The organism is Gordonia sp. DT30 (assembly GCF_049844915.1).
GTDB lineage: Bacteria > Actinomycetota > Actinomycetes > Mycobacteriales > Mycobacteriaceae > Gordonia.
This window is the reverse complement of the sequence record NZ_JBNCLY010000022.1, coordinates 19,687-34,670: the sequence shown is the minus strand read 5'-3', so window position 1 is coordinate 34,670 and position 14,984 is coordinate 19,687. Positions and strand designations below refer to the sequence as shown.

Annotated in this window: 13 protein-coding genes; 4 read left to right on the top strand and 9 right to left on the bottom strand. The window is 67.2% G+C overall.

Going from position 1 to position 14,984, the window contains the following annotated elements:
* Positions 1–3 precede the first annotated feature (3 nt).
* A complete protein-coding gene (locus ACLQ3C_RS17805) occupies positions 4–567 on the bottom strand; it encodes a TetR/AcrR family transcriptional regulator (RefSeq protein ID WP_425706423.1) in 564 nt (187 codons plus the stop codon).
* Positions 568–622: 55 nt separating this feature from the next.
* On the opposite strand from ACLQ3C_RS17805, the gene zapE reads away from it, so the two are divergent.
* On the top strand, positions 623–1,624 hold the full coding sequence (gene zapE / locus ACLQ3C_RS17800) for a cell division protein ZapE (protein WP_425706422.1): 1,002 nt from the start codon (positions 623–625) through the stop codon (positions 1,622–1,624).
* Positions 1,625–1,839: 215 nt separating this feature from the next.
* Positions 1,840–2,682 (top strand): hypothetical protein, encoded by an 843-nt coding sequence (locus ACLQ3C_RS17795; protein WP_425706421.1) that lies wholly within the window; start codon positions 1,840–1,842, stop codon positions 2,680–2,682.
* A 40-nt stretch (positions 2,683–2,722) separates the two neighbouring features.
* On the opposite strand, the gene ACLQ3C_RS17790 is transcribed toward ACLQ3C_RS17795, so the two are convergent.
* The 5 genes from ACLQ3C_RS17790 to ACLQ3C_RS17770 all read right to left on the bottom strand — a co-directional run bounded on the left by ACLQ3C_RS17790 (position 2,723) and on the right by ACLQ3C_RS17770 (position 8,256).
* Positions 2,723–3,313, bottom strand: coding sequence for a TetR/AcrR family transcriptional regulator (locus ACLQ3C_RS17790; protein ID WP_425706420.1), 591 nt, complete (start codon positions 3,311–3,313; stop codon positions 2,723–2,725).
* A 48-nt stretch (positions 3,314–3,361) separates the two neighbouring features.
* The gene (locus ACLQ3C_RS17785) at positions 3,362–4,867 is read right to left on the bottom strand and encodes an aldehyde dehydrogenase family protein (protein ID WP_425706419.1); all 1,506 of its coding nucleotides are present in this window, start codon (positions 4,865–4,867) and stop codon (positions 3,362–3,364) included.
* A gap of 137 nt (positions 4,868–5,004) precedes the next feature.
* Positions 5,005–6,162: an acetyl-CoA C-acetyltransferase gene (locus tag ACLQ3C_RS17780; protein ID WP_425706418.1), complete on the bottom strand. Its 1,158-nt coding sequence runs from the start codon at positions 6,160–6,162 to the stop codon at positions 5,005–5,007.
* A 25-nt stretch (positions 6,163–6,187) separates the two neighbouring features.
* On the bottom strand, positions 6,188–7,009 hold the full coding sequence (locus ACLQ3C_RS17775; protein ID WP_425706417.1) for an SDR family oxidoreductase: 822 nt from the start codon (positions 7,007–7,009) through the stop codon (positions 6,188–6,190).
* Entirely contained in the window at positions 7,006–8,256 is a 1,251-nt protein-coding gene (locus ACLQ3C_RS17770; RefSeq protein WP_425706416.1) for an acyl-CoA dehydrogenase family protein, read from the bottom strand. Before ACLQ3C_RS17770 ends, ACLQ3C_RS17775 begins: the two co-directional genes overlap by 4 nt.
* Positions 8,257–8,298: 42 nt before the next feature.
* Between ACLQ3C_RS17770 and ACLQ3C_RS17765 the strand changes: the two genes are divergently transcribed.
* A complete protein-coding gene (locus tag ACLQ3C_RS17765; protein WP_425706415.1) occupies positions 8,299–9,846 on the top strand; it encodes a FadD3 family acyl-CoA ligase in 1,548 nt (515 codons plus the stop codon).
* 18 nt (positions 9,847–9,864) lie between these two features.
* Here ACLQ3C_RS17765 and ACLQ3C_RS17760 read toward each other — a convergent pair whose 3' ends face one another.
* Positions 9,865–10,683 (bottom strand): mycofactocin-coupled SDR family oxidoreductase, encoded by an 819-nt coding sequence (locus ACLQ3C_RS17760; RefSeq protein ID WP_425706414.1) that lies wholly within the window; start codon positions 10,681–10,683, stop codon positions 9,865–9,867.
* Complete coding sequence (locus ACLQ3C_RS17755) at positions 10,683–11,303, bottom strand: TetR family transcriptional regulator (protein ID WP_425706413.1); 621 nt, start codon at positions 11,301–11,303, stop codon at positions 10,683–10,685. Before ACLQ3C_RS17755 ends, ACLQ3C_RS17760 begins: the two co-directional genes overlap by 1 nt.
* Before the next feature lie 398 nt (positions 11,304–11,701).
* Between ACLQ3C_RS17755 and ACLQ3C_RS17750 the strand changes: the two genes are divergently transcribed.
* Entirely contained in the window at positions 11,702–13,207 is a 1,506-nt protein-coding gene (locus ACLQ3C_RS17750; protein WP_425706412.1) for an AAA family ATPase, read from the top strand.
* Between the two features lie 116 nt (positions 13,208–13,323).
* On the opposite strand, the gene lysS is transcribed toward ACLQ3C_RS17750, so the two are convergent.
* Positions 13,324–14,898 (bottom strand): lysine--tRNA ligase, encoded by a 1,575-nt coding sequence (lysS, locus tag ACLQ3C_RS17745; protein WP_425706411.1) that lies wholly within the window; start codon positions 14,896–14,898, stop codon positions 13,324–13,326.
* Between the last annotated feature and the right edge of the window lie 86 nt (positions 14,899–14,984).

Genomic DNA, 14,984 nt, shown 5'->3' with positions numbered 1-14,984 from the left:
GAGCTATTCGGCATCGACCAGATGCGGGCAGGTCTCGGCGAGGAGACCGCGGATCGCACGTCGGCGCCCACGCGTCCTCGTAGCATCGGCCCCCTGGGTGTGGGCGAACACGATTCCCTCGAGGACCGTGATCAACTGATTCGCGGCGACCGCCGGTGCCGGCCTACCCGCCATGAGTGCGGTGGCCGCCGGCACCGAGAAGAAGCACCGGGCCAGCCGCTCGTGCACATCCGCCGACAAACCGGTCTCGAGTAGCAGCGCCTGACGGGCGAGTACCTCGGCGCGGCGCTCGGTCACGAGTTCGGTGGTGTAGTCGGCGATCACCTCGATCGGCGGTCGGTCCGCGCTGCCGGTGAGCTTGCTGAAAGCGCCCTGCGACACGGCGATCAATCGATCCGCTGCCGCGGCGATCAGCGTGCCCCGCGTGCGGAAGTAGTACGAGGTCGACCCGTTGGGCAAGCCGAGATGTTGATCGATCGCCCGGTGCGTGACCGCGTGGTTGCCACCGGCGGCAGCGAGTTCGATTGCGGCGTCGGCGATCAACAGACGGCGACCCGGACGAGGCATGACTCACATCCTATCGGCGTCCATCGGCGGACTCTACATTGGTAGAGTTCGCGGCATGGGCTTGTTACCGACCAGGCGGGTTCACCGGGCGGTCATCGATCCAGAAGCCTTTCGGCGCACCGCACAAGATGCCGGCTTCTTCCTCGATGCCGCCCAATTGCATGCTGTCGACGCGCTCTCCGGCACCGGGAACGTCTACCTGGTCGGTCCGCCCGGCACCGGCAAGACCTGGCTGCTCGACACCTGTGCGGCAGCGCTTCCGACCGGAATTGTCATGCGTGTGCACTGGCATGAATTCGCCAGGGATCTGCACGTGTTGATCCGTGAGCACCACGGCCTCGCCGGCGCGGTCGATCACCTGCTGTCCGGCGTCGGTCTACTGTGCTTCGACGAACTGAACGTCGACGACCGCGCCGACGGCATCTTCGTCCACCGACTGCTCGAGACCGCGATTCGACGTGGTGTCCGGGTCGTCCTCAGCTCCAATTGCCGACCGCCGGATCTGATGCCGAATCCCTTGATGCATCACACCTTCATCCCGACCATCGGGCTGATCGAAACGCACTGCCGGGTAATCGAACTCGATGCGGGCACGGACTATCGCACCCACGCACACCATGAGTCGGGTTTCGCGTCGGGGCGGTGGATCGTGACGCCGCCGGTCTCGACGGAGCATGCGGCCGAGTCTCGCCCCGGCGTCGAGGTGCGGCTCGACGGCCGGTCGCTGCTCGCCTGGGATGCCGGCCCCGACCATCTCGGGGTGCGATTCGGCGAGCTGTGCGCCCGACCTCTCGGCGCCACCGATTATCTACGCCTGGTCCGTCGCCACCGATCGTGGACCATCACCGAGGTACCCGACCTGTCATCCTGCGAGCGGGAACCGGCACAACGTTTCGTGTACGCGATCGACGTGCTCTATGAACACGACGCACCCGTGACGATCCACAGCGCCGTCGGCCGAGACGAGTTCGGACGCCGCGGCGCCCCGCCGATCACCGGTGTCGCCCGGCTGCTCAGCCGTATCTCTGCGCTCGCCGACGGGAATGCGCTGCGGTGAGCGCGGCGATCCCGGCCATGAGCACACACATCGTCATCTTCGGAGCGCCGACTTCACGCTGGCATTCGTCGACGAGATTGAACAGCACAAGCACAACCGGGAACGTTTCACGACCGGACACTGATCACCGGATTCACCAGCCGCCCGAAAATCCTGCGCAGGTGCCTGTGGATGGCGGTTCCGGTGGTCGATGGTTTCGGGTCTAGCGTTGCGGAATGCCGTCGGATGAGCATGAGGTTCTGATCGACCTGGTGCGCCGTCAGCCGGCGTTCCCGGTCGAGGTTCTCTCAGCTCTCACCGATCTCGATGTCCCCGAGTACGATTCGGCGACCTTGGAATCTCCAGATCTGACCGAGGTCACCCACAAGGAGCGCCGGGCAGATTCGGTGGTGACGGTGCGTGACCCGGATGGCCGCCCACTGCTGGGAGTGGTCTACGAAGTGCAACGCAGCATCGACGACACCAAGGTGTATGTCTGGCCGGAGTATGTGGTGTCGTTGCGATCGAGGTTGGCCTGCCCGGTTGTGCTCATGGTGGTGTGCGCCTCCGACGTGGTGGCCGAGTGGGCACGAACCCCGATCGTGCTCGGCGGCCGGTCGCAGGTGATTCCGGTCGTCATCGGTCCGGCGCAGGTGCCGATCATTTCGCCGGACACCGATCCGCCGGTGGCGGTGTTGTCTTTGCTGACCCACGAGATCACCAAGGAGACGCTGGCTCGATTGGTGCAGGCGTTCGGGGAGTACACGGCGGAGATCGGTGACTACACTGACCTGGTATTGAGCATCCTGTCCGACGACGACGGCGACTACTTGGAGGAACTCGTGACAGTGACATCCGGTGAGCGGTACACGAGTGACTTCGCACGCCGCTACTACAACCAGGGCATCGCCGAGGGGCTTGTCGAGGGAATCCACGACCTCCTCGCCGACCGCGGCATCGAGCTCACCGCCGCCGAGCGTGACCGCATCGATTCCTGCACCGACACCGCCGTGTTGCGCCGCTGGCTCGTACGAGCCGCCGCGGCGCAGTCGCCCGGTGATGTGTTCGACAAGGCGTGAGAACCCTGCTGCGCCAGGACTGCGCCCGGCCGAAACGCCCTCAGCGCGGCAGGATTCCGTCGAGCACGACCGACAGGTACTGGTCGGCGATCTGCTCGACCGAGAGCGATCCGCCGGGCCGGTACCAGCGCACCGCCACCCACACGGTGTCGCGCAAGAAGCGGTAGACGAGTTCGACGTCGAGGTCGGCGCGGAACTCGCCGTCGGCGACCCCGCGCGCGAGCACCGCATGCCACAGCGACCGGAATTCGGTGTTGCGCTCCCGGATGTAGGCGAAACGATCCTGCGGTGCAAGGCGTTTGGCCTCGTCCTGGTAGATCGCGACCGCGTTGTGGTCGGCGTCGATCGACTCGAACGAGGCGATCACCAACTGCCGCAACGTTTGTGCCGCGGAGAGCCCGGCGCCGGCGATCTGCTGATACCGGGTGAACAGGCCGTCGAGAAAGCCGCGCAGGATCTCGTCGACGATCGACTCCTTGGAGTCGAAGTGATGGTAGAGACTGCCGGAAAGGATGCCGGCGGCGTCGGCGATGTCGCGCACCGTCGTCGAGCGCAGCCCTTGTTCGGCGAACATCCGACCCGCCGTCGTCAACAGCTCGTCGCGACGAGAAGTACCGTTACGTGACGCCACCCCCGTACCCTAGCAAGTGCTTGGGTACGGGGGTGGCGGTGCGAGCGATCAGCGTTTGCGCGCCTTCTTCTGTGCGCGCGCATTGAGCTTGGTCCACAGCTTCATCTGAAGATTGGTCATCCGCTTGTCACGATTGGTGAACGGCGGCGCCATCATCTCGGCGATGCTGACCGGCATGGTCGAAAAGGCCACGGCGCGTGCGTGACTGAACGTGTCGAAGCCGGTCTTGCCGTGGTAGGCGCCCATGCCGCTGCGCCCGACACCGCCGAACGGGAGTTCGGCGCCGAACATGTGCAGCGCGAAGTCGTTGATGATCGACCCGCTGCGCGTGTTGTCGGCGAGGCGCACGAAGTTGTCGTTGTCGTCGCCACGCCAGTACATCGTCAGCGGATGCGGGTGGCTCGCGATGTAGCTGATCGCCTCGGTGAGGTCGCGGTACGGGTAGACGGTGAGCACCGGGCCGAACACCTCGTCCTCGGTGATCTTCATGCCGGACTTGACGCCGGTCAGCAGGGTCGGCGGGATCTTTCGGCGCTCCGCCGAGGGCAGCGGCTCGCCGCCGGGGATCACCTGTCGCTTGTCGGCACCGAGCGAGACCGCGTCGTCGATGAGACCGATGATGCGGTCGTAGTTCTTCTGGTTGATGGTCGAGGTGTACTCGGGGTTGTCGTAGATGGTGGCGAAGTTGGCGGTCCAGCGCGCCATCATCTTGTCGGTGAACTCGCCGAGCCGGGCCTCCGGCACGAAGACGTAGTCGGGGCACAGGCACACCTGACCGCCGTTGACCATGCGGGCGTCGGCGAGCATCGTCGCGGCCTTGTCGATGTCGGCGGAGACGTCGACGACGGCCGGGTTCTTGCCGCCGAGTTCCAGGGTCACCGGCACCAGATTCTTGCCGGCCTCCTGCGCCACCGATGCACCCACCTCGGGGGAACCGGTGAAGAACAGGTGATCGACCTTGAGCTTCGCGAAATCCGATCCGCCCCCGTGCTTGGACGTGATGACCGCGAGCTCCTCGATGGAGAAGTAGTCGGGCGCGTGCCGAGCGATCACCTCGGTGGTGCGCGCGGTGATCGAGGACGGGCGCATCAGCACGCGGTTGCCGGCAGCGAACGCCGAACCCGCGGGCACGAAGGTCAACTGCAGGGGAAAGTTCCAGGGGCCCATGATGCCGACGACCCCGAGCGGATCATGCCGGACCCGCTGCTTGAACCCGAGCGCGCCCTGGACTCGCGCCGATACCGTATCGGCCATCCACTCCCGGACCCCGCGCCGCTGGTGGGTGAGGTCGACCATGCACCCGGCAATGTCGGCAGCGATACTGAGATCCCTCGGGCGGGAGCCGAAGTCGATGGTCAGCGCGTCGGCGATCTCGTCGGCGTGATCGAGCAGCAGCGACGAGAGCCGGGTGATCCGGTCGATGCGCGTCGCCGCATCGGGGATACCGTCGCGCAGGAAGGCTGCGCGCTGGATCTCCAGCAATTCGGTCATCGAATGCGTCTCGGAGGAGACATGTCCCCCGGTTGTGCCGGTCACATCAGCAGGCTTGGTCATCGACACTCTCCCATGGTTGGTCCGCTCGTCCCTCCGCGCGCTCTGCCATAGTATGCGCCACGTCACAGATATGTGGCAACGCCCGTACCCAGATTCTCCCGTACTCAGATTCGCCGAGTGCCGTCGGCGGCGAGCAGTCAGCCCAGGCGCTCGATGATGGTGACGTTGGCGGTACCGCCGCCCTCGCACATGGTCTGCAGGCCGTAGCGGCCACCGGTGCGTTCCAGTTCGTTGAGCAGGGTCGCGAAGAGCTTCGCCCCGGTCGCGCCGAGCGGATGGCCGAGCGCGATGGCGCCGCCGTTGGGGTTGACCTTGGCCGGGTCGGCGCCGGTCTCCTTCAGCCACGCCAGCACCACCGAGGCGAACGCCTCGTTGATCTCGATGACATCGATGTCGTCGATGCTCATCCCGGCCCGCTCCAATGCGTAGGCGGTGGCCGGGATCGGCGCCGACAGCATCATCACCGGGTCGTCACCGCGCACCGACAGGTGATGGATCCGGGCCCGGGGCGTCAGATTGTGTTCGGCGAGTGCGCGTTCGGAGACGACGAGGGTTGCCGACGCGCCATCGGAGATCTGCGAGGCAACCGCCGCGGTCAGCCGCGAGCCGTCGGCCAGCGGCGCCAACCCCGCCATCTTCGCCAGCGACGTCTCACGCGGGCATTCGTCGACGACGCAGTCGCCCAGCGCCACGGTCTCGTTGTCGAATCGCCCCTCGGCGATGGCGTGACGCGCCCGCTCATGCGACTGCAACGCCCAGGCCTCCATGTCCGCACGGCTGATATCCCACTTCTGCGCCATCGCGTCGGCGCCGGCGAACTGGGAGATCTCGGCGTCGCCGACATGTTCGCGCCAGCCGACCGATTCGGCTGTGGGTGTGGTGAATCCGAACTCGCGGCCGGCGATCATCGCCTGGCTGATCGGGATCGCGCTCATGTTCTGCACGCCGCCGGCGAGCACCACGTCCTGCGTGCCGCTCAACACGCCTTGGGCCGCGAAATGGATGGCCTGCTGGGACGATCCGCACTGCCGGTCGACGGTGGTGCCGGGAATCGCGAGCGGGCCGCCCGCCGCGAGCCACGCCGTGCGCGCGATGTTTCCGGCCTGCGGCCCGATCGCGTCGACGCAGCCGAAGACCACGTCGTCGACCACCATCGGGTCGATGCCGGTGCGTTCGAGGATCGCGCTGATGACGTGTGCACCGAGATCGGCGGGATGTGTCTTGGCCAGCGAACCGTTGCGTTTGCCGACCGGGGTACGGACGGCGTCGACGATGTAGGCCTGCGGTGCGGACATGTGTTCTCCTGCTGGGCATTCGGGGTCAGGCGCGCTGACTGGAGATGGATACGACCTCACCGGTCAGGTAGGTGGTGTAGTCGCTGGCGAGCATGGCGATGGTGGCGGCGACCTCCCACACTTCGGCCGCCCGGCCGTAGGCCTCGCGTGCGGCGAGTTCGTCGAGGAGGTCGTCGCTGGTGACCTTGGCGAGGAACGGGTGTTTGGCGATCGAGGGTGCGACGGCGTTGATCCGGACCCCGACATCGGCGGCTTCGATTGCGGCGCACCGCGTCAGTGCCATCACGCCGGCCTTCGCCGCGGCGTAATGGGCTTGTCCGCGCTGTGCGCGCCAGCCGAGTACCGACGCGTTGTTGACGATGACGCCGCCGTGCTCGACGGCGCGAAAGTAGCGCAGCGCGGCGCGGGTCGCCCGGAACGTGCCGTTGAGGGTGATGTCGATGACGCGATCCCATTGTTCGTCGGTCATGTCGGCGACGGGGGTCTCGCCACCGAGGCCTGCATTGTTGACGAGGACGTCGATGCGGCCGAGTTCGTCTGCGGCGCGGGAGATCAGCGCGTCGACCTGGCCGGTGTCGGAGACGTCGCAGACGGCGTGCGCCACCTGTTGGTCGGGGAACTGGGCCGCCAGCTCGGCCTGCGCCTCGGCAAGACGGCGTTCGTGCCAGTCGCTGACGAGTACCTCGGCGCCCTCCAGCAACGCCCGCCGGGCGGTCGCGAATCCGATGCCGGTGCCCGCCGCGGCGGTGACGACGACCTTGCGGCCCGCCAGTAGCCCGTGTCCGGGGGTCTCCGCGGGCGGGTCGGCCAACGGGGACCGATGGGTCCGACTGTCCGAGACGGTCATACGCGTGCCTCTCGTGGTAGGCCGAGCACCCGCTCGGCGATGATGTTGCGCTGTACCTCGTTCGAGCCGCCGTAGATGGTGTCGGCGCGGGTGAACAGGTACAGCCGTTGCCATTCGTCGAGTTCGACGTGCTCGGGATCGGTGATGTCGTTGGGTACGCCCTCGACCGTCGCGTCGGGTCCGATCAATGACGCCGCCCCCACCACATCCATGGCGAGCTCGCCGAGATCGCGATGCCAGTTGGCCCACAACAGTTTTGCCACCGAGTCGGCGCCGGGTGCGGCGTCGATGACGGCCGGGGCGTGGGCGCGCATCACGCGCAGCCCGATGCCCGCGCGGGCGATGCGGGTGGCGATCTCCGGGTTGTCCAGAGCCCCGTTGCGCCGGGCAAGCGCGGTGACGGCCTCGAGTTCGCGGGCGAAACCGACCTGCTGACCGAGGGTGGAGACACCCCGCTCGAACTGCAGCAGCCCCATCGCGACCGGCCAGCCGCCACCGGGTTCACCGACGATGAGATCGGCGTCGGTGACCGCGTCGTCGAAGAAGACCTCGTTGAATTCCGATGTGCCGGTGAGCTGTTGGATGGGCCGGACGGTGATGCCGTCCTGGTCGAGGGGGACGAGCAGGAAGCTCAGACCATGGTGGCGCGTCGAGCCCGGTTCGGTGCGACACAGCACGAACGCCCATTGTGCGACGTGCGCCAACGAGGTCCAGATCTTCTGCCCGTCGAGGTGCCAGCGCCCGTCTTCGAGTCGCGCGGACGTGGAGACGGCCGCCAGGTCCGAGCCGGCGCCGGGCTCGGAGTACCCCTGCGCCCACAGTTCGGTGACGTCGACTATCCCCGGCAGGAAGCGCTGTTTCTGTTCCTCGGTGCCGAACTCGATGAGTGTCGGGCCGAGGAGCTCTTCGCCGAGGTGGTTCACGCGTGCCGGCGCGTCGGCACGCGCGTATTCCTGATGGAAGATGATGCGCTGGTCGAGGGTCGCACCGCGCCCGCCGTGGCGGACGGGCCAGCCCAGACATGTCCATCCGGCGCGTGCGAGATAACGATCCCATTCGAGCCGCTGGGCGAAGAACTCGTGCTCGCTGCCCGGGCCACCGCGTCCGCGCAGTGCCGCGAAGTCGCCGACGAGGTTCTCGGTCAGCCATTCGCGCACCGCGGCGGTGAACACCGCGTCTGCGTCGGGCGTCGCTGCTGCCCATTCGCCGAGGTCGAGGGACCTGTCAGCGAGATCGATCGAGGCCATGACCGCTAGCATAGCCTACCAAGCAAGTGCTAGGTTGGTGAGATGGAGAGTGTCTCGACGACCCCTGCCGCGTTGCGCCGGGCAGTTCGCGAATGGCCGGATCGCCCCGCCCTCGTCGACACCCAGTGGAACACCCCGGTCGAGTACACGTGGTCGCAATTGCACGATCGGGTCGTCGAGGTCGCCGCCGCGCTGATCGCGTCGGGCATCGCCCACGGCGATCGGGTCGCGCTCTGGTCACCCAACAGCCATCACTGGCCGGTCGCAGCGCTGGGCATCCACTACGCCGGCGGCGTGCTCGTCCCCCTCAACACCCGCTACACCGCGGGCGAGGCGGTCGACGTCATCGAACGGTCGGACGCCCGCGCCGTGCTGGTGTCGGGCGAATTCCTCGGCACCGATCACGCCGCCGAGCTGATGACCGCACACCGGGGGTCGATGCCCGACCTGGTCGTACGAATCCCGCTCTCGGACAATCGCGTCGAGGCTGACGGCGCCCTGGGCTGGGACGACTTCCGCGCGCGCGCCACCGCGGACACTCGCGCGCAGGCACACGCCCGCGCCGACGCCGTCGCACCCGACGACCTGTCGGACATCCTCTTCACGTCCGGTACCACCGGAAAGTCGAAAGGTGTACTGGCCGAACATCGTCAGACCGTCGCCGGCTCGCACGCCTGGGGCGCCAACGGCCGGCTCTCCCCCGACGACCGCTACCTGATGGTCAACCCGTACTTCCACACCTTCGGCTACAAGGCGGGCATCCTGCCCTGCACGCTGTTCGGCGCGACGATGATCCCGCAGGCCGTGTACTCACCCACCGAGGCGATGAAGCAGGTTGCCGCGCAACGGATCACCGTCTTTCCCGGGGCGCCGACCATCTTCCAGACCATCCTTGACGAACCCGCCCGCCCGAGCCTCGACCTGTCGTCGTTGCGGCTGGTGGTCACGGGCGCGTCGATCGTGCCCGTCGTGCTGGTCGAACGCATCCAGCGTGATCTCGGCGTCGACACCGTGATCACCGCCTACGGGCTCACCGAGGCCAGCGGATTCGTCTCCACCTGCACTCCCGACGACGATGACGACACCGTCGCCAACACATGTGGACGAGCCTTCGCCGGCATGGAGATCGCGCTGTCCGAGCAGGGCGAGGTGCTCGCCCGCGGGAAGATGGTGATGCGCGGCTACCTCGACGACGAGGTGGCCACCGCCGAGACGATCGACGCCGACGGCTGGCTGCACACCGGCGACATCGGCACCCTCGATGAGCACGGCAACCTGACCATCACCGACCGCCTCAAGGACATGTACATCTGCGGCGGCTTCAACGTCTACCCCGCCGAGGTCGAACAGACCCTAGCCCGCCTCGACGGCGTCACCGAGTCGGCGGTGATCGGCGTCCCCGACGAGCGGCTCGGAGAGGTCGGACGCGCCTACCTCACCGTCCGCGCGGATGCCGGCCTCGATGAGGATCGCGTCATCGCCTACGCCCGTGAACATCTGGCGAACTTCAAGGTGCCGCGGTCGGTGGTGTTCGTCGACGCCTTTCCCCGCAACGCGGCGGGGAAGGTCCTCAAGCGGGAGTTGGACTGAGGTCGTATCGACCAGGGTTCAGATCTTCGTGGCACCGTGATCGACGGTGAGCTGGGTACCCGTGATCGTCCGCGATTCGTCACTGGCGAGGAACAACACGGAGTTCGCGATGTCCTCGGGGCTGGAAATCGGTGGCTCGAAGAGGAATTGGCCCATCGCCGCGGTGTATGAGGGATTGTCGGCGAAGACCTTCTCGCCGTCGACGCCCATCGCGCCCATCGCGGTCGAGACGCCCCACGGGTGGACGGTGTTCACCCGGATGTTGTAAGGCGCCAACTCGATTGCCGCAGACTTCGCCAGTCCGACGACGCCATGCTTGGCCGCACTGTAATGCGCCTGCCCCGGAAGGGATTTGATTCCTGCCACCGAGCTCGTGGCGATGATGGAGCCGCCGTTGCCGGCATCGATCATGGCCGGCGCCGCCGCGCGAAGCGTATTGAAGACATCGGTGAGGTTGATGTCGATCATGTCCTGCCAGCGCTGGGGCGTCATCTCCCAGAATCGCCCCCACGAAACGATGCCGGCATTCGCCACCACGATGTCGAGGCGCCCGAGCTCGTCGACACCGCGACCCACCAGCTCCTCGAGCGCAGCAAGGTCGCGCACATCGGTGATCGCGTGAACGACCTTCCGTCCGGTCTTCTCGAGGAGCGCCACGGTTTCGTCGAGATCACCGGGAGTTGCTGCGGGATAATCTGTTTGGGCGGGGATTGCGCATAGATCGGTGACGATGACGTCGGCTCCTTGCTCGGCGAAGAGCAGTGCCTCCGCCCGGCCCTGTCCACGGGCTGCACCGGTCACGAATGCGACCTTGCCTGCCAGTCGTCCTGTACTCATCATTGTTCTCCTTCTTTCATCATCGGGGCCAATGTTTGTAGTACTCCAGCGCCGAGAAGCTCAAGGCACCTGCGTGTCACGTCGGGCACCGAGGCCCGTGTGTCGGCGGCCCATTCCTCCACGGCCAATCTGTTGGCCGCGACCACACATGTTGCCGCGAAGCGTGCGTGCAACGAGCTCGGGTCGAGACCCAGCCGGCTCGCCAAGACTGTGCGCAGTCCCTCGGCGCTGCGCGCATGCACCGATTCCCAGATCGGTTTGAGCGCCGGAGATTCGGGCAACGACCGGAGAAGCTCTCGGTGACGCCGTCCCAACTGGCCATCGAATGTCGAGGTCAGCGCCGAGACCAGGACGTCGACGATCTGCCGGTCCCCGGGCTGCCGATCGACGGCGTCGACGTACTCGTGCCAACAGGCGTCGAGGGTCGGCGCGATCGCCTCCTCCTTGGTGACGAAATATCGATGGAAGGTGCGTGTGGAGACGCCCGCCTCGGCGGCGATCCGTTCGACCGTGGTATCGGCGAGCCCGTCCCGGATGAACAGGTCGGCGGCGACCGCCGACAGCTCTGTGCGCGTTTGCGCCGTTCGGCGTTCGCGTAGCGACGCCGGTTTCGTGCTCATGCTCTGAACCTAACCTCGTGTGTCAGTTTCTGACAGATAGTCGGAAACTGACTACATTGTTCGTGGTCGCGCAATCCAGCCTGTCGGTTGGCTCCTCTCCTGCGTCTTGAACGGCACCGGGGCTTGTGGTGCCGGCGGCACGAGTTTCCCTGATTCCCCGCTTCGACAGGGGGCCCTGCTCGCACCCTGGTGGGTGGCTGGGCCGCTGGACTGGTGTGCCGCACCCTGTTGCTGGTCGGGTTAAGAAGAGAGGTGACCGCAATTCTCGGCGCGGCTCGGGGCATCCGGGATCGGCATGTCGACCGCACTTCTCGCGGTTCGCGTTTTCGCGGCCGTACGACTGTCATTGGATTCTTGGCCTGTTGGCGACCCCCGGCCGGCTGTGATCGGATGGACGTATGGCGACGACGAAGCACCCCGAAGGCTTCGATACGGCCGAGGATCTCCTCACCCGGGCGGGTGCCCTCGACCCGACCGTGCCGACCACGCGGATCGTCACGCACGGCGCCTTCGTGTTCCTGAACGGGCCGCGGGCGTGGAAGATGAAACGCCCGGTGCGCCTGCGGTTCTTCGACTTCTCCACCCCGGAGCTGCGGCACGACGTCCTCGTCAAGGAGCTCGAGCTCAATCAGCGGTTCGCGCCCGAGCTGTACCGCGCGGTGCATGCGATCCGCCGCGCCGACGATGCTTCGCCTACCCTCGACGGGCCGGGCGAGACGCTCGACTGGGTGCTCGAGATGACGCGCTTCGACGACGGAGCGCTGTTGGTACAGCGCGCCGAACCGGGCCGTCTCGACGATGCCTTCCTGCGGTTGCTCGCCGAGAGCGTCGTCGACCTCCATGCGACCTCACCGGTGCGCGACGATCCGCAGGGCGCGGCCCGGCTGCAGGAGATCGTCGATGGCAATCTGGCGAGCATGTCGGTGTTCCCGGACGTCCTCGATCCCGCCACGGCCCGGCAGGTCACCGACCGGATCACCGCGATGATCACCGCGCACGCCGACCTCTTCGACGCCCGTGCCCGCGCCGGACGGGTGCGCCGCGTGCACGGCGACCTGCACCTGGGCAACATCGCGGTCATCGACGGCCGGCCCGTCCCATTCGACTGCCTGGAATTCGACGAGGAGATGGCCACCACCGACGTGCTCTACGACCTCGCCTTCCTGGTGATGGATCTGTGGGCGCGCGGACTGCGGCACGAGGCCAACGTCGTCGTCAACCATTATCTGGACCTCTCCGCCGCCGACGAGGACGGCTTCTGCCTGCTCCCGGCCATGCTGGCGGTGCGCGCCACCGTCCGCGCGCACGTGTCGGCGGCCGCGGACGCCACCGACGACGCCCGACGATATCTGGCGCTGGCACTGGGGTTCACCGATCCGGTCGCGCCGCGGCTCATCGCCATCGGCGGCGGATCGGGCACCGGCAAGACCACCGTTGCCCGGGCCGTCGGCGGCGACGTCGAACCGGCACCGGGAGCGCGCATCCTGCGCACCGACGTCCTGCGCAAGCGGCTCGCGGGCGTCGCCATGACCGAGGCCCTGCCGCGCAGCGCCTACACACCGGAGGCCCGGGCGGGGGTTTACGCCGAGCTGGACCGACTGGCGCGCATCGACCTGGGGCGCGGGATGAGCGTGGTCGCCGACGCCGTCTTCGGCAGCCGGACCCAGCAGCAGGCGATCGCCGACGTGGCCGCCGAGACCGGCGTCGAGTTCACCGGAATCTGGCTGGAACTCGATGAGGCCGAACGCATCTCACGGATCGCGCAGCGCGGCCCGGATGCCTCCGACGCAGACGCGTCCGTCGCGCGCCGGCAAAGCGACACCCTCGAGACGCCGGCGGACTGGACGCACGTCGACGCCCGCGCCGACACATCGTTCTTCCGTGACTTGCTGGTTCTTCCGTGACTTGCTGGTTCTTCCGTGACTTCTCGGTTCTTCGGCGAGAAACTTCTGGGGGACGATCGAAGAAGTGGGGGAAGAACGGTTCTTCCCCCGGTTCCAGCAGCGCCGTCGCCGACCGCTCAGTCGCGCGGCTTGACCAGCGGGAAGAGGATGGTCTCGCGGATGCCGAGCCCGGTCAGGGCCATCAGGAGGCGATCGATGCCCATGCCGGTGCCCGCGGTCGGCGGCATGCCGTACTCCATCGCGGCGAGGAAGTCCTCGTCGAGGCGCATGGCCTCGTCGTCACCGGCGGCGGCCAGCCGGGCCTGGTCGACGAAGCGTTCGCGCTGGATGACGGGGTCGACGAGCTCGGAGTAGCCGGTGGCGAGCTCGAAGCCGCGGACGTAGAGGTCCCACTTCTCGACGACGCCGGGCACGCTGCGGTGTGCGCGGACCAGCGGCGAGGTCTCCACCGGGAAGTCCCGGACGAACACCGGCTGCGTGAGCTTCTCGCCGACCATGTGTTCCCACAGTTCCTCGACGAGCTTGCCGTGGCCGTAACCCTTGCCCTTCGGGACCTCAAGGCCGACCTTCGCCGCGATCGCGAGCAACTCGTCGACGCTCGTGCCGGACTCATTTCCCGTCGCTGCGCTCTGCGGGACGATCTCCTGGCCCAACGCCTCCGACAGCGACGGATACATCTCGAGTGAGGTCCACTCGCCGGAGAGGTCGTAGATCTCGCCGTCGGGCATCGTCGGGGTCAGCGTGCCGAGCACTCCCTGCGAAACCTCTTGCACCAGTTCACGAGTCATCACCGCGGCGTCGTCGTAGGTGCCGTAGGCCTGATAGGTCTCCAGCATCGCGAACTCGGGCGAGTGGGTGGAGTCGGCGCCCTCGTTGCGGAAGTTGCGGTTGATCTCGAAGACGCGCTCGATGCCGCCGACGACGCACCGCTTGAGGAACAGCTCCGGTGCGATACGCAGATACAGGTCGATGTCGAAGGCGTTGGAATGGGTGACGAACGGCCGCGCCGCCGCCCCACCGTGCAACGTCTGCAGCATCGGCGTCTCGACCTCCAGGAACGCGCGCCGGTCCAGTGCCGCCCGGAGTTCGGCCATCACCGAGATCCGGGTGCGGGCGATGCTGCGCGCCTCGGGCCGCATGATGAGATCGACGTAGCGTTGCCGGACGCGGGTCTCCTCGTTCATCTCCTTGTGCGCCACCGGCAGCGGCCGCAACGACTTCGATGCCATCGCCCAGCTGTCGGCCATCACCGACAGCTCGCCGGTGCGCGAACTGATCACCTGGCCGTGGACGAACACGATGTCGCCGAGGTCGACGTCGGTCTTCCACCGCGTCAGCGACTCCTCCCCGACGCCGTTGAACGAGACCATCGCCTGCAGCTGGGTGCCGTCACCCTCCTGCAGCGTGGCGAAGCAGAGCTTGCCCTTGTTGCGCAAGAAGATGACGCGGCCGGCGACGCCGACGATCTCGCCGGTCTCGGTGCCGGCCGCCAGGTCGGGGAACTGCGCGCGGATCTCGGCCAGGCTGTGGGTGCGCGGGATCGATACCGGGTAGGCCTCGCGTCCGGTATCCAGGATGCGCTCGCGCTTGCCCCGGCGGATGCGTAACTGCTCCGGGGTCTGCTCGTCTGCACTCGGATCGCCACCGGCAGTGGCGGCGGTCGCGGCCTGGGAAGTCTGGGCGTCACTCACGCACGTGAGGGTATTCGTCGGCAGCGGCGGGTACCAAGTTGTGGCATCTGTCGACGGGAGTCGACCGGCGCCGACGCGACGGGTAC

Excerpts from the sequence above, each read along its gene's own strand:
- ACLQ3C_RS17805 (WP_425706423.1), bottom strand. The coding sequence starts at position 567 with ATGCCTCGTCCGGGTCGCCGTCTGTTGATCGCCGACGCCGCAATCGAA.
- zapE (WP_425706422.1), top strand. The coding sequence starts at position 623 with ATGGGCTTGTTACCGACCAGGCGGGTTCACCGGGCGGTCATCGATCCA.
- ACLQ3C_RS17795 (WP_425706421.1), top strand. The coding sequence starts at position 1,840 with ATGCCGTCGGATGAGCATGAGGTTCTGATCGACCTGGTGCGCCGTCAG.
- ACLQ3C_RS17785 (WP_425706419.1), bottom strand. The coding sequence starts at position 4,867 with ATGACCAAGCCTGCTGATGTGACCGGCACAACCGGGGGACATGTCTCC.
- ACLQ3C_RS17780 (WP_425706418.1), bottom strand. The coding sequence starts at position 6,162 with ATGTCCGCACCGCAGGCCTACATCGTCGACGCCGTCCGTACCCCGGTC.
- ACLQ3C_RS17775 (WP_425706417.1), bottom strand. The coding sequence starts at position 7,009 with ATGACCGTCTCGGACAGTCGGACCCATCGGTCCCCGTTGGCCGACCCG.
- ACLQ3C_RS17770 (WP_425706416.1), bottom strand. The coding sequence starts at position 8,256 with ATGGCCTCGATCGATCTCGCTGACAGGTCCCTCGACCTCGGCGAATGG.
- ACLQ3C_RS17765 (WP_425706415.1), top strand. The coding sequence starts at position 8,299 with ATGGAGAGTGTCTCGACGACCCCTGCCGCGTTGCGCCGGGCAGTTCGC.
- ACLQ3C_RS17760 (WP_425706414.1), bottom strand. The coding sequence starts at position 10,683 with ATGAGTACAGGACGACTGGCAGGCAAGGTCGCATTCGTGACCGGTGCA.
- ACLQ3C_RS17755 (WP_425706413.1), bottom strand. The coding sequence starts at position 11,303 with ATGAGCACGAAACCGGCGTCGCTACGCGAACGCCGAACGGCGCAAACG.
- ACLQ3C_RS17750 (WP_425706412.1), top strand. The coding sequence starts at position 11,702 with ATGGCGACGACGAAGCACCCCGAAGGCTTCGATACGGCCGAGGATCTC.